The sequence below is a fragment of the Tunturiibacter gelidiferens genome, from assembly GCF_051013345.1.
GTDB classification, from domain to species: domain Bacteria; phylum Acidobacteriota; class Terriglobia; order Terriglobales; family Acidobacteriaceae; genus Edaphobacter; species Edaphobacter gelidiferens_A.
This window is the reverse complement of sequence record NZ_CP132939.1, coordinates 4,319,727-4,341,494: the sequence shown is the minus strand read 5'-3', so window position 1 is coordinate 4,341,494 and position 21,768 is coordinate 4,319,727. Positions and strand designations below refer to the sequence as shown.

The window sequence follows — 21,768 nt, the reverse complement described above, 5'->3', positions numbered from 1 at the left end:
ACCTTAGGATGGCTGATTTCATGGATAGACGCGATTTTCTCCGGGGGACGGGAACGTTGCTGGCAGCTGCGACGCTACCGGGCGTTACCGCCTTCGCCGAAGAATCTCCCACGTATGGGCGAGCGATTTTGCCAATCAACCGTAGCTGGCGATTTCACCCGGCACAAGTGGCTGGGGCCGAGACTCAGGAGTTCGACGACTCTTCCTTCGAGCGAGTTGTTCTTCCGCACACGAACATAAGCCTTCCGTGGCACAGTTTCGACGACAAGGATTATGAGTTTATCTCGATCTATCGTCGCCGCTTCAATACACCACCCGGTTCTGCGGGTAAACGTATCTTCGTGGACTTCGAAGGTGCCATGACGGCCTCAACCGTATGGATTAATGGGGTCTCGCTTGGCGAATATAAAGGTGGCTTTACCCCGTTCTCTTTCGAATTGACTCCGCATCTTCGGAGAGACGGCGAGAACGTTCTCGCCGTGCAGGTAGATTCCACGGAGCGGAACGATATTCCCCCGTTCGGCAACGAAATTGACTACCTGACTTTTGGTGGCATCTATCGCGAAGTCTCTTTGCGCGTGGTTCCAAGCCTCTATCTGAACAATATCTTTGCGCATCCGAAGAACGTGCTGAGTGGTAGGCCCACGCTCGACGTGGACTGCTTTCTCGCGGGGACGTCTCCTCGCGGTGATTTGGTGCTTGAGGCCGAGTTGCTCGATGGTGAACGTACTCTCGCAAAGACAAGCAAATCGATTAGAGTATTGGCGGGCGGCGATCCGAACGCAGCAGCCGACCCGTCCACAAGCGCTCCTGTTTACTACAGCACGGAGACGGTCGATGACCGCGCGAAGCAGACGCTATCTCTCAAGGAGATTGACGGGGTAAAACTCTGGGATATCGCAACACCAAACCTCTACACCATTCGGGTACGTCTCCTGCATGCCGGAAAGATTATGGACGAGGACACTCGCCGTATCGGTTTCCGCGGCGCAACCTTCACCGATCACGGCTTCTCTTTGAACGGGAAAATCATCAAGCTGCGCGGCCTCGATCGTCACCAGACTTTTCCCTTTGTCGGTCAGGCCATGCCGGCCCGCGTGCAACGCCAAGACGCAAAGATTCTTCGCCATACCCTCCACTGCAACATTGTTCGAACCTCGCATTACCCTCAGTCGCGGCATTTTCTGGACTGCTGTGACGAGATCGGTCTGCTTGTGCTCGAGGAGATTCCAGGGTGGCAACACATCGGCCCCGAACCGTGGAAGCTTATCGCTATTGATAATGTCGGGCGCATGGTGCGACGGGACTGGAACCATCCGTCCATCATTCTCTGGGGCGTGCGAATCAATGAATCTCCAGACGATCACAGCTTCTACGCGCGCACCAACGCGCTCGCCCACGCGCTGGATACCACTCGCCAAACGGGTGGCATTCGTAACTTCAAGGAGTCGGAGCTTTTGGAGGATGTCTTCACCATCAACGACTTCGGTTTCCCGTTGAGAAAGCCGAATCATCCCCTGTATCTCAATACCGAGTTCGTTGGACACACTTTTCCTACCAAGACGACCGATGATGACGAGCGCCAGCGTGAACACACGTTGCGGCACGCCCGCATCCACAATCAGCTCGCATCCGACCCGCAGTACGCGGGCGGCATCGGATGGTGTGCCTTTGACTACAACACGCATGCGAACTTCGGGGCAGGGGATCGCATCTGCTATCACGGTGTGACGGACATCTTCCGTGAGCTGAAACCTGCTGGGGGATTTTACAAATCGCAGTGTGACCCGTCAGAGGAGATTGTTCTCGAACCAGCCTTCCACTGGGCCAACAGCGACGAGTCGACCAACTTCACCAAAGCCGTCGTCTGCTCGAATTGTGACCACCTGAAGTTCTATGAACGTACAGATAGCGCGGCGACCAACCTATGGGATCTAATCGCAGAACTCGATCCCGACCGAGGAGAGTTTGATCACCTAAAATATCCACCGTTCATCCTCGATCGGAGCCAGGTAAAGCGTACCAACCGGCATGGCTGGGGCGACCTCAGGATCGATGGCTACCTGCAGGGAAAGCAGGTTGCGTCCAAGGCTCTGTCTGGATTGGGCGTCGACCAGAAGTTTGTCCTGCTGGCCGACGACACAACGCTCCATGCTGATGGCGCAGACGCGACACGCGTCGTGATGCGTGTAACGGACGAGTTCGGGGCCATGCGAACCTATGCGAACGATCCGGTCGAGTTCAAACTGGAGGGCCCGGCAACCTTGATCGGTGACAATCCCTTTGTGTTGATCGGAGGAACCGGCGCCGTCTGGTTACGAGCGAAGGAACAAGCAGGAACGGTTCGGCTAACAGCAACCCATCCACGACTTGGCTCCCAAACCATTGACCTGAACCTCACCGCTGTCGCAGCAGAACCGCTCTAGGGAGTCGCGATCAAAACCGCTCCACGCCGATGCGTGCTGCCTTCTCTGCCAGCGCTTCTTGGCCAGTCTCATTGACAGCAAATTCCGTCGCTTCCCACGAGTTGTAAATCACGGGACGGGTCTTAGGGTTCGGCGCCTGTGGTGTCCGGTCGATCCACGCCGGCTTTCAAGTATTGTCTCGCCCGAAAAATCTTGTGGTGCTGAAGGGTGTCCTCGCCTGCCCCATCGACCCGTCAGATAGTGAAGAAAGTAGTCTGTTCCTAGGGATAGGTTCCAGGTAGCAGCAGATGCCTGCGCAATGACGAGCGGTTCGTGAGTTCGGTTAATGACCGAAGAGGAGCGCGCGATAATACCTGTCGTCTCGTCCACGCGATAATGCAAGCCAACGAACAAATCCCGATATCTCGAAGTAACGGTAAGTTCATTTCCCTTGATGCTGTGCGAGGCGTACCGCAACACAAGATCACGATTGCCATCGAAAAGCTTATCTTCAATGCGGGTTCGACGAAGAGGCCCGCCCCCAACCGACGTAATCGAGCGGCGTTGTTGTGACCGATGAATCGAAGGACGCAACACCAGCGTTTGCGGCTGGGCCGCGGAGCAGGTCATCCCTGCCGATCTGTTGCCCCCAGTAGATAGACTGCAGCTGATCCTGCGCATTTACGCCAAAAAGCATAGGTTATGCCTGCGGCGTCAATGCGAAAGATCTTGGTCTGGGCATCAAAGCGAATCGATGAGGATATCTGTGCCACCGCGGCAGACGTGGTTATAGAGATCCCAGAAGGATGAGGACCTTTAATGCAGTCGATTGAATCTTCATTTGCATTTACCGTCTCATAGAACGCAGATCAGATACAGAATTCATGACAGGCTTTCGAGAAGTGGATCTATCCCATCTAAGAATCAAGGGATGCCGTAACCGATTTCATCGTATCTCCTATCGCCGCGAATTTTAGATTACCGATTAGTATGCGCAATTACTTCTTGCGAAGAAGGTTGAGGTTGGGCAAACGAACCGATTTTCGCGCGTTCCCCGGGACGTTGACTGCCGGGTCTTGCCGCGCATCTAACCTTTGACTAAACCGGTCGTCTGTCTCACAACGAGTTCGGTTGAGATCCGGTACTCTGTCCCATTGTTTACGTGTTTGTGGCTGGCCGCGTAGAGAGCAGTGAAAGCGCTCACCGCAATCTCCACACGTGGAACACGAATCGTGCTCAGCGGAGGCTGTAGAAAATTGCTAATCTCGATATCGTCGAAGCCCATCACGGAGATATCTTCCGGCACGCGCAGCCCCGCGGCGTGAATCGCACGCATCATCCCGATCGCCGTCAGGTCATTCGAAGCCATCACGGCGGTTGGAGGTATGCGCAATTTCAGTAGTCGTACCATCGCGACCTGCCCCCCGTCTATTCGATGGTTGCCTGTTTGCATATAGTCGGCGCTATACCAAAGTCCCTTCTTCTTAAGAGAAAGCGCGAAGGCGTTGCTGCGGATTTTGGCAGACGAGAGGGTCCGCGGGCCGCTCACGAAAGCAATTTTGGTGTGTCCCAATGAAACCAAGTGTTCGATGGCTTGTTCGATACCGCTGACGTAGTCGATGAAGATGTTACTGATATTGGGTCCCACCCGTCCGGTGTCGAGGAAGACAATTGGGACGCCACGCCTGTTCAGCAACTGCACGAGTTTGGGATCCATCTCCGATGTCATGATGGCGACGCCATCTACTTTGCGCTCTAGCATCCTGCGGACGCATACTTGCATTCTTTTTGGTTGATAATCAGTATTCGCGATCAGAAGTTCCTGCCCGTGCTCCACCGCGATGCGCTCAAAGCTCTTCGCAATATCGGGGAAGAATGGGTTCGCAATATCCGAGATGATGAGGCCGTACATATGACTTCTGCCGGAGCCTAAGGTACGTGCATGTGTGTTGGGATAATAGCCGAGGGACTTTATTGCGCTGCGCACTTGGCGCCCAATTTGAGCGCTGACCGGAACGGTTCCATTGACGACTCGGGATACAGTGGCTGTGGAGACCCCAGCTTTTTTGGCTACTTCTCGAATGTTCACGTATAGGTTGGGGATCCATCACCTTTCTGTATTCGCCTAAATGGCAAAATGCAATTTTGGACTAAACCAACGCATCACAACCACCACCTCCTCAGGGCATCACAGTCACTATAGCCCATCGCTGAACATCCATCTTGCGACAAAATGGTTCAGATGGGTTCCAAGCCGAACCGATCTTGTCGTTGCAGGCGCCAAAAAGTTGCAGGATATTTTTAGCCATCCGCCGACTTCGAACGCCATGTCGGCAGTTCTGTAACCGATTGCATTCAAAGGGATGCGGTCGTCACATAGGGTATGAAGATTGAGTGTCAGATAAAACGACAGAAGCGTCGATCCGTAGCTTTTGAAGAAATTCTAATCATTCGGTTCTGATTCGGTAGGGTTTCCTTAAATCGACACATCAAGCACCAAGCGATAACCTGATTTGGATCCGGCACGAAGCGCGAGACTACCATGTTCCTAGTCGATGGCAGCGATCACGTAGGGAGACCGAATGTTTTGAGAGAGCCGATAGTCCTGCTAGTGAATGTGCGATAGCAGACGGAAAAAGGCGCACCCCGTAAAATGAGCGACGTAAGTGAATTAGTCCCGGTATGAATGGCTTTCACAAATCGCGGCCTCCCTCTGAAATTGGCGGCTCTCGGTGTCTCCCGGGAGCCTTCGCAGTCATCATGGCCTTGATTGGCATATTGTCTTTCACGTCAGTTGCCAGGAAAGCTCACGCGCAACACTCGGATGAAGTCACGATCCAAGGGAACGTCCTCAACCAAGCGGGCAACTCGGTTAGTGACGCATCGGTACGGCTTGAACAAAAAGGTGTTTTAGAGCCTGTCGAGACGAAGACGAATGCTGCAGGTGGCTTTGCGTTTACCGCCCTCCCAACGGGCCATTATCTACTCAGTGTAGAGAAATCAGGGCAAAGGAGTCGTGCTACTACCGTTTTCGCGCTGTCTAAGGGAGATCGAAAAATTATCGATCTGATCCTCGACGTCCCTGGAGATAGTCAGCTGAATTCAACTGGCTCTTCGCCGCCTCCCCCTCAGGCGATGCAGTTTTCCGATAAGCCGAACTTCACCATTGCGGGAGTTGTTGACTGGACAGCTGTAGGAGGGCATGGATCGGACTCTGCCTTGCGAACCAGCGAAGATCTTGCGCGTGAAACTCTCACTCTGAAACCCGAGAGTTCCAGATCCGACGGGCCGACACTGTCGGACAGCGCAGAAAAAAGGAATGAATCCGAGAGCAAACTGATTGCCGCTCGCGCAAGCGCTCCGGGAAGCTTCGAAGCAAATCACCAGCTTGGTGAATACTATTTCCATGCTGGTAGATCCCAGGACTCTATCCCCCTGTTGCTGGCTGCATACCAGATCAATCCAACGATGGATGGCAACGCATACGATCTGGCGCTGGCTTACAAAGAAGCAGGCGACTTCTCGCGCGCCCGTGAGCAAGCCCGGAAACTACAAGTTCACAATGATTCTGCAGACTTACATCACTTGATGGGTGAACTTGATGAGAAGCTTGGCGATCCGTTGGCTGCCGTCCGGGAAGATCAACAGGCCGTTCATCTGGATCCAAGCGAGCAAAATTACTTTGAATGGGGCTCGGAGTTATTACTGCACCGGGCCGTTTGGCAAGCTGTAGAGGTTTTCAGAGATGGGACGAAAGCATATCCAAAATCATCTCGAATGCTAACTGCACTCGGTACTTCTCTCTTTGCAGGCGCCCTCTATGATGAGGCAGCCCTTCGACTCTGTGATGCCTCCGATTTAAATCCGACGGATCCGGAGCCCTACGTCTTCATGGGCAAAATAGAGACAGCGGCACCGACACGATTACCCTGCATAGAGCAGAAATTAGCGCGATTTGTGCGGGACCAACCTGAAAACCCTCTCGCGAATTACCTCTATGCGATGGCTGTTTGGAAACGGCGGGAACAACCAGCAGACAAGCAGGCCTTGGAACAAGTAGAAGCCCTGCTTACAAAGGCCGTGACGATCGACTCCAACTGCGTGGACGCCTACCTGCAACTTGGAATTCTTTATTCTTCGCAACGTCGTTACGAAAAGGCTATCGATTTCTACATGAAGGCAATCAAAGCGGATCCACAATTAGCTGAGGCACATTATCGGCTGGGCGTGGCCTATGACCGGACGGATGAGCCGACAAAGGCTAAACAGGAGTTCGTGCTTCATGATGAGATCGAGAAGAAGCAAGCTGCTGCTGTTGAAAGCCAAAGGCGCAAGATCAAGCAGTTCCTGGTTGTTCTGCAAGGGCAGCCGACTGATACTACAGCGCAATGAATACGCAAGAACATTGGTCCAGCAAGTATTAAATCGTGACTGCCTCGTACGTTGAGGCGAAAGTTATCTCTGTCGTTCTAGTTTCAAAAGACTCTACAGTGAAACTGGCTTTAGGCTACCGACAATACCATCCCCTTCGCGGATAGTGAGTATCTGATTTGCTTTCATCTGCGTGAATCGTTCCGTCTTCTGAGTAGTCGGCCACTTAATTTCGATCGCATCCACGGTATCCACCTTCCCCAGTCCGAAGTGAAGGCGTAGGTCATTTTGTGACATGACGCTTGAACCACTATTAACTTCGTCCATCTGGATATGCTTACCCGTGATAACCCGCACCCTCGCTCCAATGGCAGTGCGATTACACTTGGTCCCCACGAGCTTGATCTTGATCCAGTTCTGTTTGTTGCCTCCGTCATTGCGAAGGAGCGATGGCAGATCGTTCATATTCAAAACCAGCGCATCCATATCGCCATCGTTGTCATAGTCTCCGAAGGCCGCGCCCCGGCTGGAAAAGTGTTCGATAATGCCGGGTCCCATCTCCGACGAGACATCCTTGAAGCGTCCATTGCCGAGATTTTTGTAGACCAGGCGCTGATTCTTGAAAGTTTGATCGAAGTGGTAGTTATCAATCTCCGGGTACACGTGTCCATTCACTTGAAGAATGTCCTGCCAACCGTCATTGTCATAGTCAATAAACCCGCATCCCCATGCGACGTAGCGATTGTTGACTCCGACGCCTGCAGCAAATGTAACGTCGCTGAAAGTTCCGTCACCATTGTTGCGGTACAAGTTGCAGGTGTCATCAGCAAAGTTAGTTTTGAAGATGTCGAACCAACCATCGCAGTCGTAGTCGGCGACGGCGACGCCCATTCCGGCCTGTTCATGGCCGCCATCGCTATAGGCGCAACCAGCCATCACAGCAACATCGGTGAACGTGCCGTCATGGTTGTTCTGGAAGAGAATGCTCGGTTGCGAATCTACCGCGACATAAATATCCGGCCATCCATCGTTATCGAAATCGTATGAGACGGAAGTGATGGAGTACCGAGGGCCAGGTTTTAGAATGCCAGACTTCTCCGAAACGTCGGTAAAGGTGCCGTCTCCATTGTTGTGGTAAAGAATGTTCGTATCGCCAGGAAGACCGCGCGGGCCACACATGATAGGAACTCCCTTCCACTGGCAATAGTGCGTGTCGGCTGCGGCGGCAATCTTCTCGGGATCCAGCTTAATGTAATTGCATACAAAGAGATCGAGGTGACCGTTCCTGTCGTAATCGAGAAAAGTACAGCCCGCGCCCCAACGAACCTGCTCCTGGCGGAGGCCGGCTTTGCGCGTAACATCCGTAAAAGTTCCATTTCCATTGTTGTGGAAAAGAATGTTATGCCCCAGAAAGTGCAAAACAGGTCGTCCCATCCATCGTTGTTGTAGTCGCCGACACAGACGCCGGTCTGCCAGCCTGTAACTCCCAGCCCTGACTTCTCCGTGACGTCGGTAAAAGTGCCATCTCGATTGTTCTTGTAGAGATGAGATGTCGGCGCCTTTCCAGCCGGCCAATGTGCATCGAGCCGATTTCCATTTGTGAGATAGATATCCAGCCATCCGTCATGGTCGTAGTCAAAAAACGCCAGGCCGCTTCCTTTGGCCTCAATGATGGACCGCTTGTGGTCAACACCACCCCACACATTGGGGACGCTCAGTCCTGCCTGCTGCGCGACGTTTACAAACTGGACCTGCGGGGGCGGGATTCGAGACAGCGGCTTCTACGAGTGTTGGATCTCTCCACTGCCAAAGTGGAGTCGCCAAAGTCTCCATCAACGTACCGCCAAATACAAAAAGAGATGAGCCGAGAAAACGTCGGCGGAGAAGATTCATAGGCTGCGATTATAAAGGCACACCCTGCCTTCGACCTCATCTTTGGAAACGCCCATCAAGGCGTTCTGTTTAACATCTCCATTGCCTGAATCGCGCCAGCGTTCTGTGGCTGCATCTTCAGCAGGTCCTGCAAGACTTCGATAGCTCTTCCCTTGTCATTCTGCAACACATAGAGTCGAGCAAGATTGAGATAAGACTGATCAAATGTCGGGACAAGACGCATGCAAGTCTCGAACCACTCCTTCGCCTTCGCATAATCCTGCTCACGCACAAGGAGAACTCCAAGATTGTTCAGCGCTTCAGGATAATCCGGACGCAGCGCAACCGCTTTCTGCAGGTAATCCGATGCACTCTGCATCTGGCTCTGCTGAGCGTAGAACATGCCGAGACTGTAATTGACTTCAGGATTGTCGGGTTCAATTGCGCGTGCACGGGTCAAGCAATCCAATGCCTTCTCAAAAGCCCCCTGCCGCCGGAAGACATTGCCCAGGTTCAACAGCGCGATTGCATAGGTCGGTCTCAGGAGCAACGACTGTTGAAAGCTTTGGATGGCTTCGTCCGGATGGCCTTCCTGCGCGGCCATCATTCCGAGATTGTTCCACGCCTCCGGATAGTCTGGACGCAGTTTCAAAGTCTGTTGAAGATATTGTCGCGCCAGCTTGAAATCATTTTTCCGCAAGTTGAGCGTTCCCAGGTTGTAATATCCTTCGGGATCATCCGGTTTTGCAGCGATGACCTGTTGAAAAGACTCGGCGGCCTGTTCCAGGTATCCGTGTTGATAGAGCGCTACACCGTAGGTGAAGTCATTCCGCTGGAACCCTCCCCGATATAGCACTCCGCCAAGGGGCATCGCCTTCTGCATCCGACCAGGCGTCGTGGTTGGGGCAGCCCATACATCATCAAGCAGGCGCTCAGGGCTAATCGGTCCCTGATACACCTTAACGATCATCCCCTCTCTGTCCAGCAGGAAGGAGGTGGGAATTGCGAGATCCCTGCGGCGATCGAACAGGTAACGATAGATGATGTTATAGATTCCAGCCACATCTTCTGTTGCAAAAACAATGGGAAAGGAGAATTTTTCCTGCGCCGTAAAGGAGCGCGCCTTGTCAATATCGCCTAGCTCGTCGACGCTTACCCCCAGAATTTTTACTTGGTCTGCGGCGAGCGCGGACTCGTGACGATGAAGCAGTCTCAACTGGTCGCGGCAGAGAGGCGTCGTTGTCGCCCAGAAGTTGAGCAGCACGAAGCTGCCCCTCAACGAACGGAGTTCTTGCATGTTGCCCGCAAGATCGGGTAGGGAAAACGCCGGTGCCAGCAAGGGCTCAATCAGCCATGTATCTACCTGGGATGGCAACGGTTCTAACACCGGCGGCAGTGCCGCTTGCGCGTAAGAAGGGTTTGTCGGAGCGAAAGGCTTAGCGGTAAAGGTGTCAGCACCTTCCTCAAATTCAATCCGATGGTTTACAGGTAGGCGTTCGAATCTCTGAGACAGACCGCTAGGCCAGCGAATCGTGCACCGAATCGCCCCCTCCGGCTTTCCAATTCCGAAGAACACCTCTTTCGAATGCTGAGCCAGAAACCCAGAGCCCGCTTGCAGATACTTCGTCTGCTTGAGCGTTCCAGCTTCGACTGTAAGGGCCGTTCCGATCGCATCGCGATTGCTCTTGGTCCCACGCAAGCGGAATGCAACCGAGTCGCCGAGGTCCTTCATCCCGTTATGAAGAATCCGTAGCTGCGGTGCGTTTCGGTTTTTGAGAATGAGCTCCAAGCGGCCGTCATGGTCGAGATCGGCGAGAGCGAAGGAGCGGCCGTCCTCAGGAAAATCCAGTCCAAGCGCGCCGGAAACTTCGGAGAACGTGCCATCGCGGTTATTCGCAAAGGCTATATTTCTTTCGTGGCCGCTCCAGGATGTATCCGACCGGATCAATTCGTTTAGAGCGTTCCATCCCTTCTCGTAGGCAAGAGATGGAGTCGAGTCATTGGGAGATTTTGCCACCACCTGCCGCCAGAAGAAGCTGCCTAGATCGTTCCGTTCTAACTTTTGCTCCGGCGCTGAGATGTACCCATTGGCGACGTACAGGTCCGGGTATCCGTCGTGGTCGAAGTCCCAAAAATCGGAACACCAGGCCCAGCGGCCCATTTCAACCCCGGCTTGCTGGCTAACGTTTTGAAATTCCCCATTCCCCAAGTTGCGATAAAGTGCATTGCCTCGTGCATGCCGCCGATAGAGCGCCCGGATATCCTCAGGAGCTCTCTCCTGAAAATACTTTTGCGTTGAAACCCTCTGACCTGCCGCCGACCACATATTGGCGACATAAATATCCTGCTTTCCATCGTTATCGAAGTCCGCCCAGCATGCACTCATTCCGGCACCAACGTCCTCAACGTGGGCAGAACTCGAAACTGTGCTGAACGTTCCATCACCATTGTTGCGGTACAAATTATTCCGACCGAAGTCATTGGCCACATAAAGGTCGGGCAAGCCACTGGAGCCAGAATCGCCCCACGCGCAAGCGAAGCTGTAGCGGTTGTTATCCACGTTCAATCCCGCCGCTTCGGTCTTCTCGACAAAGATCGCATTCCCTTCGTTGTGGAGCAGGCAATTGGCCGGGCCGTTGCGTGCGTCGAAGTAGGGAACTGGGTAGTGATACTGATCGAGCCCCAAATAGTAGCTGTACAAACAGAAGTAGATATCGAGACGTCCGTCGCGATCGTAGTCGGCAACAGACGCATGTGTGAACGATCCTTGAGGAGCGTTTGTAAACTTGAATGCGTCGCGCTTGAGCGCGAACGTCCCGTCCCCTTTGTTGAGAAAGAGCAGGGGACCGCTGCCGCAAACCACCAGAAGATCCTGAAGCCCGTTGTTCTGAAAGTCGGCAAAGAGAGCGCACGCGGTATTGTCCAGCACTCCGACGCCCGACTTTTCTGTGACGTCTTCAAAGGTTCCGTCGCCCCGGTTGCGGTAGAGCCGGTTGGGCAATCCCGCCGGCTGGCATACATAGAGATCGTCGAATCCATCGTTGTCGAAGTCACCCGCGGCTACACCGTTGTTGCCGTAAACATCAATTCCGCATGCGCCGTCGAGGACGGTGCGCCAATAATCGGACCCTCGAAGCATCTGGGTTTTATACGACTCCGTTCCACCGAGAGCGTGAGACGTAACGTCGACAAATACCTGCCCATTCGTAACGCTCAGGGTCTCCTCGCCAACCTCCCATCGGTGAGCCTTCCAAGCCTCGGGGACACTGCTCGATTCATCATGCGCCCACACAGTGCGCCACGATCCAACCCGCTCCTCGCGGCGTTGATCGCTTCGAACACCAACAATGTCATATCGAATATCCAGCCGGACGGTGAGTGGAGTGTTCGCAACCACTTCGATGCTGGTAATTTCGAACTCCGCTGTCTCCACGAGAGAGACCTCTCCCAGCCAACCTTGGATCTCCTGTAGAAATCGCCCGCGCCCAGAAACGACACTACTCCCGAATTGTCTCCGTACGACATCGATTCCCCCTCCGGAGCGCAGCGTCTTCTTCTCTATCGGAACTAACGACGAGGCTTCAATGGAAGGATCCAGCGATCGAGCTAGGGCTGAAAGGTCGTGTGCTGATGCCTCAAGTGCCCGCTTCCACCCGTTGAGTTGTGCTCCGATCTCAAAGGCGTATTTCTCAGTGATGTACTCATCCGAACCGGGGGCAACCAGGCGGAGGATATCTTCCAGGGAGATTTTGCCGGGTAGTGGGGTGTCAGCCTGATATCGGCGAAGGAGAAGTTCGAATCCGAACTTGGAAAGGTCTTTGATGGGCTAAACAAAAAGGACGACGCATAGAAAGGAGTCGGATGGAAGAGCATGGGCGCCAAACTTAGGCTTTTGAGGAGCCTACGGCGGGAAAAAGAAGATTCTCACTCTGGTAATGCGTCATTTCAAAGGGGGTTCCGTGTTGCGGCAATGTTAGCACCAGGCTGGATTCAGCCCAAAACCATGCCCATCGAGGTGAGGACGCGAATTTCAACCTTTTGATTGACAAAAGTTATTTGTTTGTACTAGATTCCTCCCGGCAGTGAAGTAACCGGTTACATCGCCGAGAAGCGCATTAGCAAGGCACTGCCCATACCCCCAATCAGCGCATCAAGTTCGGCAACACGCAATGACCATGGAATGAAAAAACTGAGGTTATTCGGATGGCTACTGATCGCAACGCAATGAGTCGGTTTAGATATCTTGGCTACATAGCCGTCACATGTTTGGGTCTTTTGCTGATGCAGACTCAAACTTTATTCGGCCAGGTGGATGAAGGATCGATCAATGGCACGGTCCAGGATGCCGCCGATGCGAATGTTCCTAATGCGCGTGTGACCCTGTTGAATACGGATCAAGGGATCACCTTGGAGACCACTACGAACAGCGGCGGCGTATATATCTTCTCTCCCGTGAGGATCGGGCACTACACCGTAACGGTCACGGCTCCGGGTTTCTCCACCACCAGTCAGAAAAATTTGACGGTGTCGGTGGGACAGAACCTGCAGGTCAATGTCCAACTGAAGATCGGCGAAACCACCACCACGGTAGACGTTACGACTGCGCCACCGCAGCTGGAGACGGACGAATCCTCGGTCGGACAGGTTATGACCGAACGCACCGTGAATAGTCTCCCTTTGAATGGGCGCAACTTCACGTTTCTCGCCCAGCTTGGTGCAGGTGTGAACACATCGCAGGCGGACACACGCGGAAACGCGGCCTCCGGAGCCTTTACGGCAAACGGTCTCCGACCGGCTCAGAACAACTACCTGCTCGACGGCATCGACAACAACTCCAACGCAGTCGACTTTCTGAACGGAACGAACTTCGTCATTCTCCCTCCGTTGGACGCGATCCAGGAGTTCAAAGTACAGACGGCAGACTTCAGCGCCGAGTTGGGTCGTTCTGCCGGAGCCGTTCTCAACGCCACGATCAAGTCCGGCACAAACAGCCTCCACGGCGCGGTCTGGGAGTTTTTCCGCAATGACGTACTCGACGCGGCAGACTACTTCGAAACCAAAAAAGGAGAGCTGCGGTTCAATCAGTTTGGAGCCACCATTGGTGGGCCAATCATCAAGAACAAACTCTTCTTCTTTGGTGACTATGAAGGTTTTCGGCGCGTCCAGGGGAATACTCAGTCCGGTCTTGCTGTGCCGACAAACTTGGAGAGAAGCAGTGGCTACACAAATCTCTCTGACCTCATCACTGGTCAGTCGGGCAAGCCGCGCATTGACAATGTAGGCCGGTCAGTACCATTTGGCGCGATCATGGACCCGGCAACAACGCGTCCGGTTACAGCAGGTGTGCTCGATCCTGTCTCAGGTTTCGTCGCTACGCAGACTGGTTACGTTCGTGATCCGTTCGGCTCGTGCGGAGCAGGCACGCAGACCTTCACTCTGGCGGGTTGCAACCTGAACCAAATTCCTGGCTCCCGCCTGGATCCGAACGCAATCGGTCTGCTTAATCTATATCCACTGCCAACGACCGCTTCGGGCATCACCTCGAACTATGTAATAAGTCCAAATTTGTTTGAACATCGCAACGCCTTTGACGTGCGCGGCGACTACAATCCGACGCAAAAAGAACAGATATTCGTCCGCTTTAGCTATGTGGACGACCCGCAGTTTATTCCGGGGCCTTTTGGCGGTGTTGCAGACGGAGGCAGCTTCCAACAGGGCCTCCAGACAGCGAAATCCGATCAGGCTGTTGCCGCTTGGACCCACGTCTTCACTCCCAACATTGTTAATGTAGCGCGTGTTGGCTTCAACCACCTGCACACCACTCGATTAGGCCCGGAGGGTGCCACCCAGGGCATCCCGGCTAAATACGGCATCCAGGGCATTCCCCAAAACTCCGAGAACGGGGCCTTCCGGCGATAGTCATCGGCGGTCTACAAGAGCTGGGCAGCAACGATTTCTTGCCCTCCGATGAGGTCAGTCAGACCCTTCAGATCACGGATGACTTCACGAAGATCTATGGAAAGCACAATTTCAAGATGGGCATCGAGTACCAGAATGTACACTTCAACACGCTGCAGCCCGCGTACTCGCGAGGTGAGTTCGACTTCAATGGCAACTTCGCCGGGGTTCCGGGCCAATCCGGTGACCAGACCGGGCGTGCACAATTCCTTTTGACGCCAGCGGCAGCAGCTTATCCAGGTGGTGTCGATTTTGTGGGAGGCGCGAACGAGATACATGCATCGAATATCAGCAAAACCTATGACACCAGGAAATACACCGCTCTCTACTTCCAGGATGACTGGAAGGTGAGTCCAAGGCTGACCCTAAATCTAGGCCTGCGCTGGGACTACTTCAGCCCAATCTCCGAATCGAATGGTGGCCAGGCCAACTTTGTTCAGAGCGGTCCTCCAAACGGAGCACCGACTTATATAATCCCGGCGTCAGGGAAGGCCGATAGGTCTTTGTCCTCAACCGCCAATAATCCTGCTCTTGCTGGCAATGGCTTTCTCGATCTCTTAGCCAAAGACGGAATTGCGCTTGAGCAGACCAACAGATACGGTCAGGGGCTCACCAAGGCTCAAAAGAACAACTTCGCGCCGCGCGCAGGCTTCGCCTATCAAATTACCCCGAAGTTTGTCTTCCGCGGCGGCGTTGGACTCTTCTACAACGCCTTTGAGAACCAGGGTTATTCACCCAACATTGGTGAGAACTATCCCTTCGTCTACAACTTCGACTACAAGGGAACCACCGACTCCGCACCCTTCAGTTCTGGTTCCAACCCCTACGGTACGTGCGCAGCAAGTCCGGGAGGAAGCGCTCCAATCGGTACCGGTCTCAGCTGCAGTTCCTTTACTCCTCTTGCGGTGAACGCTAAAGGTTTGGGTCTAGAGGGGCTTCAGTTCAAATACGTAACACCGGTTACTCTCAGCAGTAACTTCACTCTCCAATACGCGATCACTCCCTCTATGTCCGCACAGGTTGCGTACGTATTTACGAACGTCAATAACCTACAGATTGGTATAGGTAACAATAATGTCTCTCAATTGTTACCAGCCAACACCAGTGTGCTTCCGTTCCTGCCGTTTCCAGATTTTGGTCAGAACGGGAGCTACGAGCAAACTCTCGGCATCAGCAACTACAGCGGCCTGCAAACCAAACTTGAACAACAGTTTGCTAGTGGCTTGAATTTTCTTGTCACCTACACCTATTCGAAGACGCTTACAGATGCCGCCGACCTCCTCAACGGAGGTAGTTCAGGCAATGGGAGTGGATACCGGGCAGCGTATGTTCCTGGACTTGGTCCCAGATTCGATTACGGTCTGGCCAGCTTCGATATCCGAAATGTGGCCCATTTGAGCGGCGGATATCAGCTACCCTTCGGCAACAATAAGAAGTTCATGGCCGGTGCTGGCAAGCTCGAAAATGCAGTTATCGGTGGGTGGAGCGTGAACTGGATCGTGACCCTGCAGGGCGGCCAACCGATCACTCTCACTTGCCCAACCGCGACAACCTCTGGAACGTATTGCAACGATGTGCAAGTGCCTGGACAGAGTCAGAAACTTGGCCTGCACACGGACTCGAACGGCAAACTCAATTGGTTCGGAAATCCGGCGGCCTTCCAGCAACCGTGCCCGCTGGGAGCAGTCGCACCCGCTGGATGCTTCCCTCTAACCGGAAGTGCAATTCTGGGAGCCGGACCGTCAACCACCACAGGGCCCGGATTCCATCGGTTCGACTTTTCATTATTCAAGGCCATACAGTTCAGCGAACGCATCTCGCTGCAGTTCCGGACCGAGTTCTTCAACATCCTCAATCACCCGAACTTCAACTCACCTAACTTCGGCGGTAACGGAGTGACTTCGATTGGAAACTCGGGCAACTTCACCAGTTCCACCTTTGGAGAGATTGGATCGACTCGCGATGCACCATACGATCCGCGACAGATTCAATTTGCTCTCAAGCTGTACTATTAGTCCTAAGTTGAACAACTCCGGAAGACGCACCTGCAAAGGTGCCTCCCCGGATTTGTTTTTCCAAAGGGTTACTCGTGTGTAGCGGTTGCTCGCGCCACGATGACAGAGGTGAACTGTGAGCAATAGGCCCCGGTTGCGGCTCGTAGTTCTTAGCGGCTCGCTTCTGGTCTGTTCAGCATTATCTGCCCAAGGCGCGTTGGCCCAAGAGAATTCGGGCCAAAAACTCGATCGACAGTTTCAGTCCGCGGTCGCCCAATATCATGCAGGAAAGTTTGCAGAAGCTTCCACACAACTAGAGAGACTCTTACCTCACGTACCGAAGAGCTTTGAAGTCCACGAGCTTCTGGGGTTAACCTATGCTGCGCAATCGCGGGACGAAAAAGCTATAGAGCAGCTAGAAATAGCCACTCGACTAAAACCTGATTCAGCGGCTGCGAGAACGAATCTGGCAACAGCTCTCGCAAGCTCAGGAAAGTTGGAATTAGCCGAGGCACAGTTTCGCAAAGCACTCGCTCTCGAGCCTCGAGACTTTGACGCGAACCATAACCTGGCCGATTTTTATCTTCAGGTAAATAGGATGTCGGACGCGCTTCCTCTCCTCGAGCAGGCGCAGCGAATCACTCCCTCGTCTTACAACAACGGATACGATCTCGCGCTCGCATACTTTCTTGTGGGAAGGCGCAGCGACGCGCGTCAGCTGATTCAGACCATGATGCAGCAGAAGAACACCGGCGAACTCCATAACCTGCTCGGTCAAATTGAAGAGAAGGATGGTAAGTTCGTGGAGGCGGCGAACGAGTTCCAAGTCGCTGCTCAGATGGATCCGAGTGAAGACAATCTCTTCACCTGGGGAAGCGAGCTTCTTCTCCACAGAACATACGAGCCAGCCATCGATGTATTCCAGCAATCAACCAAGCGCTACCCAACTTCGCCGCGACTGTTGATCGGGCTTGGAATGGCCCTGTACTCACGAGGCAGGTACGAGGAGTCGATCAAGTCCTTGTTATCTGCAGCAGATCTGGATCCAACCGACCCCCGCTGCTATCTGTTTCTATCTAAGTCGTACCTTAGTTCTCCAAATCAGGCCGACGATGTAATCCAAAAATTCCGACGCTACTCGGAGTTACAGCCAAACAACGCGTTGGCACAGTATTATTACGCCGTGAGTCTATGGAAGGGAAAACGGCTCGAAGAAACCAGTGTAGATTACCGCACAGTGGAGTCCCTGCTGCAAAAGTCGATTGCGTTAGATGGAACACTTGCCGACGCGCACTTGCAGCTAGGCATCCTCTACGCAGACCAGCACGAGTCAGCCAAATCGTTGCCGGAGTATCAGCGAGCTCTGGAGCTGAATCCCAATCTTCCCGATGCTCACTATCGTCTCGGCCAGTATTATGTTCGAGCAGGGCAGAAGGATCAGGCACAAAAGGAATTCACCGTCTATCAGCAACTCCAGGCGCAACATATGGCCGCAGTCGACAAGGAAAGGGCCGAGGTGCAACAGTTTGTGTATTCGGCAAAGCCCGCATCTGTCACTAAGCCTTGAGGTGTGCATCTGCGAGGAAGAAGTAGGCGAACGATCGAGACCGAAAGGTCATAAGGTGGATCTCAGTTGAAGGCTTCATCATTCAGCAAGGCGGTTCCAGCACGACACGAAGTGGCCCGGCATCTGGGTCTCACCAGACGCGAATTTCTGCGTACTACAGCCGGGCTTGCACTTGGAAGCACCCTCACGAGCGCCAGCCCATTTGTGTATGGAGAGGCAGCGGCAAAAAACGAAAAATTATAGTCATCACATTTGGTGGAGGCGCTCGCGATCAGGAGACGTTCGCACCAGATGGACAGCAGAACATTCCACACATGCTCCAGGAGCTGGCCCCGCAGTCCAGTTTCTTCACGCAAGTAATGAACCAGGGAATACTGGGCCACTACGTGGCGACCGCGAGTCTGGCGACTGGTGTCTACGAAACACTCAATAACTTTTCGGCAGTTCCACCCGAACATCCAACCGTGTTCGAGTATTTTCGCAAGGACCTGAATCGTCCGTCGTCAAGCACGTGGGTGGTTGCCCCCAGCAACGGATTTAACCGAATCGGCGAGAGCGACTATCGATCCTATGGGCCCGGCCTTGGGGCCAAAGTTATTTTGCCAAAGCATCTACTCAGTGCAGCAGCATCCGGAGCGACAGCCGACTATAACCATTTGCTGCACGACAACTATGAGACCCCGCTCTACGCGCCGCAAATTGGAGGGGGTGAAGTCGAACTCCAGCAGATGGAAAAGATACTGAAGCTTTCGGTTGACGATTTCATGGCGCATGCACGAACCGTCTCGAGCCCGGACGAGCTTTCTATTTACGTTGCGAAGCGTCTGATGCAGCAGGAGTCGCCCAATCTGCTCTGGATCACGATGCACGATATCGATATCGCTCACTCCGGCGCCTACTCGCTTTACGTGGATGCGATTCGACGCACGGACCGTCTCTGTGCGGAGCTCTGGAAGATGGTCCAGGCCGAACCTGAATATGCCGGTAATACGACGATGTTTATCCTCCCGGATTTTGGACGAGACGCTGACGAGGACGCCGGCGGCAACGGATTTCAGCATCATCGCACGGGCGATCCAGCCTCGCGCACAACTTGGATGATGACCCTGGGCGCAGGTATTCGACCGGGAATGGTGTATGATCGCCCACTGCAATCGATTGACCTCGTACCCACTCTCGGAGCTCTGATGGGCTTCTCGCCGAAGCTGTCACAAGGCGCCCCGATCCACGAGTTGTTGTAGTTATGTTGCCAAGCGATCTCAAATCCGAACAGTTCGCCGGGTATCCGCCCCAGGCACGGAAGCTGGCCGTAGCTCACCTGGCGACGCTACAACAGTTGCCGCTCAGTTTTTTGCCGAGTTTTCTGCGGGAGGTCATCGAATACGACTTCAAGTTCCCCGCAGAGCGCACTGCAATCGATCAGGAGATTGTCACGCTCAGCTCTCTGACACTCCCACATCTCAAGAATTGGTTTCAAGCGTTTTCGCAACTTTCACTCTCGCCGAAACTTGAAAAACTTGATTGGATCAACCAGCCAGCCCAGTTTGTCGAACAGCTAGCGGCCTACCTGTGGACAACTCACCAACTGGATGCGTTCCGCGAGGCAGCAGTAACTTACGGGAACCGCCTTCAAAAGGGGCGCCGCCCGAACAAATAGCCGTACGCAGGTTGGGTATTGCGATCATCGGACAGGGCGTTGTCTCGTATGATGAGCCACTCTTCCTTAATCTTCGGAAGCACGGCACCTACTTCAAGCAAATCAAGCCGGAAAACGGAGTAGAACTCCTGCTGGCCGCAGTCGAAGCCAGGGCAAAGGCGCATCCCGTTCAATATGGGCATTGGTACGTCGATGGAGGCCACGCGGCCGATCACAGTTCGTTGCTCAGCTGCGTCTCATTTCAGAAGATGGAACCCGTACGCGCTGCATTGCTGAAAGACATTCAGACTGAAACTGCAAAGCCGGGGATGGGCCCTGAGGAACTGCGCACGCATATGGCGGGTCTCTCCCCTCAGACCTTGGAATCGATAAAGCAGGAGACGAAGTGCTGGAACGTTTCCAGGTCAAGTTGCTCACAGAGGGCTCCGGGACCCAGATATTCAGCACTACCTTCGTCCAGTGGACCACGCGCGAAGTCTTGCGACGGGCGCAAGCGGTTACCTTGTTCGTGCGCTTTGCTCCCCGTCAACGACAGAGACCGATGAATGAGCTGCTGTCCGGAAGCGGGAGCAACCTTGAACTCGATCCTGTTGGCTCCCTAATCGATGCGGACATGGCCGCCTACTATCAGTGGATCAACCAGCAGCGACTCCCGCAATCCGAACAGTCTTCATTTCTGGTGTGGTTTGAAGGCCATAATCACGCCCTCGTAATCTCTCCGTCCTTGCCTCGAGGCACAGAGTCAAGCTCAACCCTCGATCTTGGACAGTTGCTTTCATTGGCTACCGGATAACCAGACAATATCGACCACAAGCCAGGTTCCCAATCAAGTGCCTAGCGGCGTCAGGCTTCGATCAAAGCGCACAGATCATCCTTAACCATCAGAGTCCTGTTGCCTCCAGAATTCGCGTGAGCGAACTCCTAGCGCTTCGCTGGCAGAATGTGGATTTCGACAACCTTGAGCTCAATGTGACCCGGTCCATTTGGCACCAGGTTGGTGGGCGACTGTAAGACGGAGGCATCAGCTAAGCCGGTCCCGCTGGACACGTAAATGGCGGAAGACCTGCTTCGCCGGCGTTGCCAGAGCGCTTATCCATCGGATGACAAGTGTGTCTTTGCCAGCGAAACCATGAAGGGAGAACAGGCTTATTGGCACTCTGGAGCCTTCGTCGACTCCAACGGCAACGGCCTCGTCCTCAACCCCGCAGCCTTCGGCATCCCGAGCATCCAGCCCGGCCAACAGGGCGTTCCCACCTGCGGCGTCTCCACCGCAGGGTTCCCGTCTGCGATATCTAAGAGACTGGCTTCACCACAGGTCAACGCAACATCTTCCGTCAGGCCTTCCAGAAGCGCGCTGACATCTCCCTCATCAAGATCACGAAGATTACAGAGCGCATATCAGCTCGCTATACCTTCGATGTCTATAACCTCACCAAAACACGTCCAGCTCGGCAACTTGCAGGTGCCCTACGATTCAACCAAAACCAACGCAGACAATCTCTCCGACCAATACCAGGCTCTCAGCCAAGGCAACAATCAAGGTCTCGGTCAGGTTACCAATACCATCGGTGGCCCACGCAACATCCAGATGTCGACAAATCGCCCACACCCTTTGTGGCAGAACGTGTGAGTTGAATCGTCAGCGTTGAAGAGGGAAAATCCGTCGCGGATGTTTGATTTAAAAGCGTTTCTATCAGATTCAAGCGGTGGGAGATTCCGTCGAGAACCGGGTCCGGCGGATTTTTCTTCGCAAATACGGTTTCAATTAAAGCGGTGATTACACACGCCAAAAGAGTCGCGAGCCAAGTGTAGAGCGTACGTTCCACGCGTTCTTCCGCGGAGATTGGATAGTCCCAAATCCGGATCCCGAGCGCGAGTACTGCGCTGACAGCGAGGGACGCGTTCATAAAGTTCAAGCTGCTGATTGCGTAGAACACAGCGAAG

Annotated in this window: 17 protein-coding genes; 10 read left to right on the top strand and 7 right to left on the bottom strand. The window is 53.8% G+C overall.

What is annotated here, in order from left to right:
* Positions 1–20 precede the first annotated feature (20 nt).
* On the top strand, positions 21–2,426 hold the full coding sequence (locus tag RBB80_RS21755) for a glycoside hydrolase family 2 TIM barrel-domain containing protein (RefSeq protein ID WP_433964462.1): 2,406 nt from the start codon (positions 21–23) through the stop codon (positions 2,424–2,426).
* Between the two features lie 10 nt (positions 2,427–2,436).
* Here RBB80_RS21755 and RBB80_RS21750 read toward each other — a convergent pair whose 3' ends face one another.
* The 4 genes from RBB80_RS21750 to RBB80_RS21735 form a co-directional block, all read right to left on the bottom strand.
* Positions 2,437–2,538, bottom strand: coding sequence for a hypothetical protein (locus RBB80_RS21750; protein ID WP_433964461.1), 102 nt, complete (start codon positions 2,536–2,538; stop codon positions 2,437–2,439).
* Positions 2,535–3,002: a glycoside hydrolase family 36 N-terminal domain-containing protein gene (locus RBB80_RS21745; protein ID WP_433969810.1), complete on the bottom strand. Its 468-nt coding sequence runs from the start codon at positions 3,000–3,002 to the stop codon at positions 2,535–2,537. The genes RBB80_RS21750 and RBB80_RS21745 overlap by 4 nt, the downstream gene beginning before the upstream one ends.
* Positions 2,917–3,102: a hypothetical protein gene (locus tag RBB80_RS21740; RefSeq protein WP_433970087.1), complete on the bottom strand. Its 186-nt coding sequence runs from the start codon at positions 3,100–3,102 to the stop codon at positions 2,917–2,919. Before RBB80_RS21740 ends, RBB80_RS21745 begins: the two co-directional genes overlap by 86 nt.
* A 390-nt stretch (positions 3,103–3,492) precedes the next feature.
* Positions 3,493–4,494, bottom strand: coding sequence for a LacI family DNA-binding transcriptional regulator (locus RBB80_RS21735; protein ID WP_433964460.1), 1,002 nt, complete (start codon positions 4,492–4,494; stop codon positions 3,493–3,495).
* 671 nt (positions 4,495–5,165) lie between these two features.
* On the opposite strand from RBB80_RS21735, the gene RBB80_RS21730 reads away from it, so the two are divergent.
* Positions 5,166–6,797, top strand: a complete 1,632-nt coding sequence (locus RBB80_RS21730) for a tetratricopeptide repeat protein (RefSeq protein WP_433964459.1) — start codon at positions 5,166–5,168, stop codon at positions 6,795–6,797.
* A gap of 93 nt (positions 6,798–6,890) precedes the next feature.
* Here RBB80_RS21730 and RBB80_RS21725 read toward each other — a convergent pair whose 3' ends face one another.
* Positions 6,891–8,210, bottom strand: coding sequence for a CRTAC1 family protein (locus RBB80_RS21725; RefSeq protein ID WP_433964458.1), 1,320 nt, complete (start codon positions 8,208–8,210; stop codon positions 6,891–6,893).
* Between the two features lie 191 nt (positions 8,211–8,401).
* Here RBB80_RS21725 and RBB80_RS21720 point away from each other — a divergent pair, with 191 nt between their 5' ends.
* A complete protein-coding gene (locus RBB80_RS21720) occupies positions 8,402–8,671 on the top strand; it encodes a hypothetical protein (RefSeq protein ID WP_433970085.1) in 270 nt (89 codons plus the stop codon).
* A gap of 53 nt (positions 8,672–8,724) precedes the next feature.
* Here RBB80_RS21720 and RBB80_RS21715 read toward each other — a convergent pair whose 3' ends face one another.
* On the bottom strand, positions 8,725–12,081 hold the full coding sequence (locus tag RBB80_RS21715) for an FG-GAP-like repeat-containing protein (RefSeq protein ID WP_433964457.1): 3,357 nt from the start codon (positions 12,079–12,081) through the stop codon (positions 8,725–8,727).
* Positions 12,082–12,851: 770 nt separating this feature from the next.
* Here RBB80_RS21715 and RBB80_RS21710 point away from each other — a divergent pair.
* The 5 genes from RBB80_RS21710 (at position 12,852) to RBB80_RS21690 (ending at position 19,824) form a co-directional block, all read left to right on the top strand.
* Positions 12,852–14,567, top strand: coding sequence for a carboxypeptidase regulatory-like domain-containing protein (locus tag RBB80_RS21710; protein ID WP_433964456.1), 1,716 nt, complete (start codon positions 12,852–12,854; stop codon positions 14,565–14,567).
* A 38-nt stretch (positions 14,568–14,605) separates the two neighbouring features.
* The gene (locus tag RBB80_RS21705) at positions 14,606–16,621 is read left to right on the top strand and encodes a hypothetical protein (protein WP_433964455.1); all 2,016 of its coding nucleotides are present in this window, start codon (positions 14,606–14,608) and stop codon (positions 16,619–16,621) included.
* A gap of 115 nt (positions 16,622–16,736) precedes the next feature.
* The gene (locus tag RBB80_RS21700; RefSeq protein ID WP_433964454.1) at positions 16,737–18,167 is read left to right on the top strand and encodes a tetratricopeptide repeat protein; all 1,431 of its coding nucleotides are present in this window, start codon (positions 16,737–16,739) and stop codon (positions 18,165–18,167) included.
* A gap of 314 nt (positions 18,168–18,481) precedes the next feature.
* The gene (locus RBB80_RS21695; RefSeq protein WP_433964453.1) at positions 18,482–19,408 is read left to right on the top strand and encodes a hypothetical protein; all 927 of its coding nucleotides are present in this window, start codon (positions 18,482–18,484) and stop codon (positions 19,406–19,408) included.
* A gap of 2 nt (positions 19,409–19,410) precedes the next feature.
* Positions 19,411–19,824 carry a hypothetical protein gene (locus tag RBB80_RS21690; RefSeq protein WP_433964452.1) on the top strand — a complete coding sequence of 138 codons (414 nt, stop codon included), beginning with the start codon at positions 19,411–19,413 and terminating at the stop codon, positions 19,822–19,824.
* Here RBB80_RS21690 and RBB80_RS21685 read toward each other — a convergent pair.
* Positions 19,797–20,039 carry a hypothetical protein gene (locus RBB80_RS21685; RefSeq protein ID WP_433964451.1) on the bottom strand — a complete coding sequence of 81 codons (243 nt, stop codon included), beginning with the start codon at positions 20,037–20,039 and terminating at the stop codon, positions 19,797–19,799. The two genes, RBB80_RS21690 and RBB80_RS21685, sit on opposite strands and share 28 nt — an antisense overlap.
* A gap of 170 nt (positions 20,040–20,209) precedes the next feature.
* Here RBB80_RS21685 and RBB80_RS21680 point away from each other — a divergent pair, with 170 nt between their 5' ends.
* Both RBB80_RS21680 and RBB80_RS21675 read left to right on the top strand, forming a co-directional pair.
* Positions 20,210–20,617 (top strand): hypothetical protein, encoded by a 408-nt coding sequence (locus RBB80_RS21680; protein WP_433964450.1) that lies wholly within the window; start codon positions 20,210–20,212, stop codon positions 20,615–20,617.
* 258 nt (positions 20,618–20,875) lie between these two features.
* On the top strand, positions 20,876–21,454 hold the full coding sequence (locus RBB80_RS21675; protein ID WP_433964449.1) for a hypothetical protein: 579 nt from the start codon (positions 20,876–20,878) through the stop codon (positions 21,452–21,454).
* The last annotated feature ends 314 nt before the right edge of the window (positions 21,455–21,768 follow it).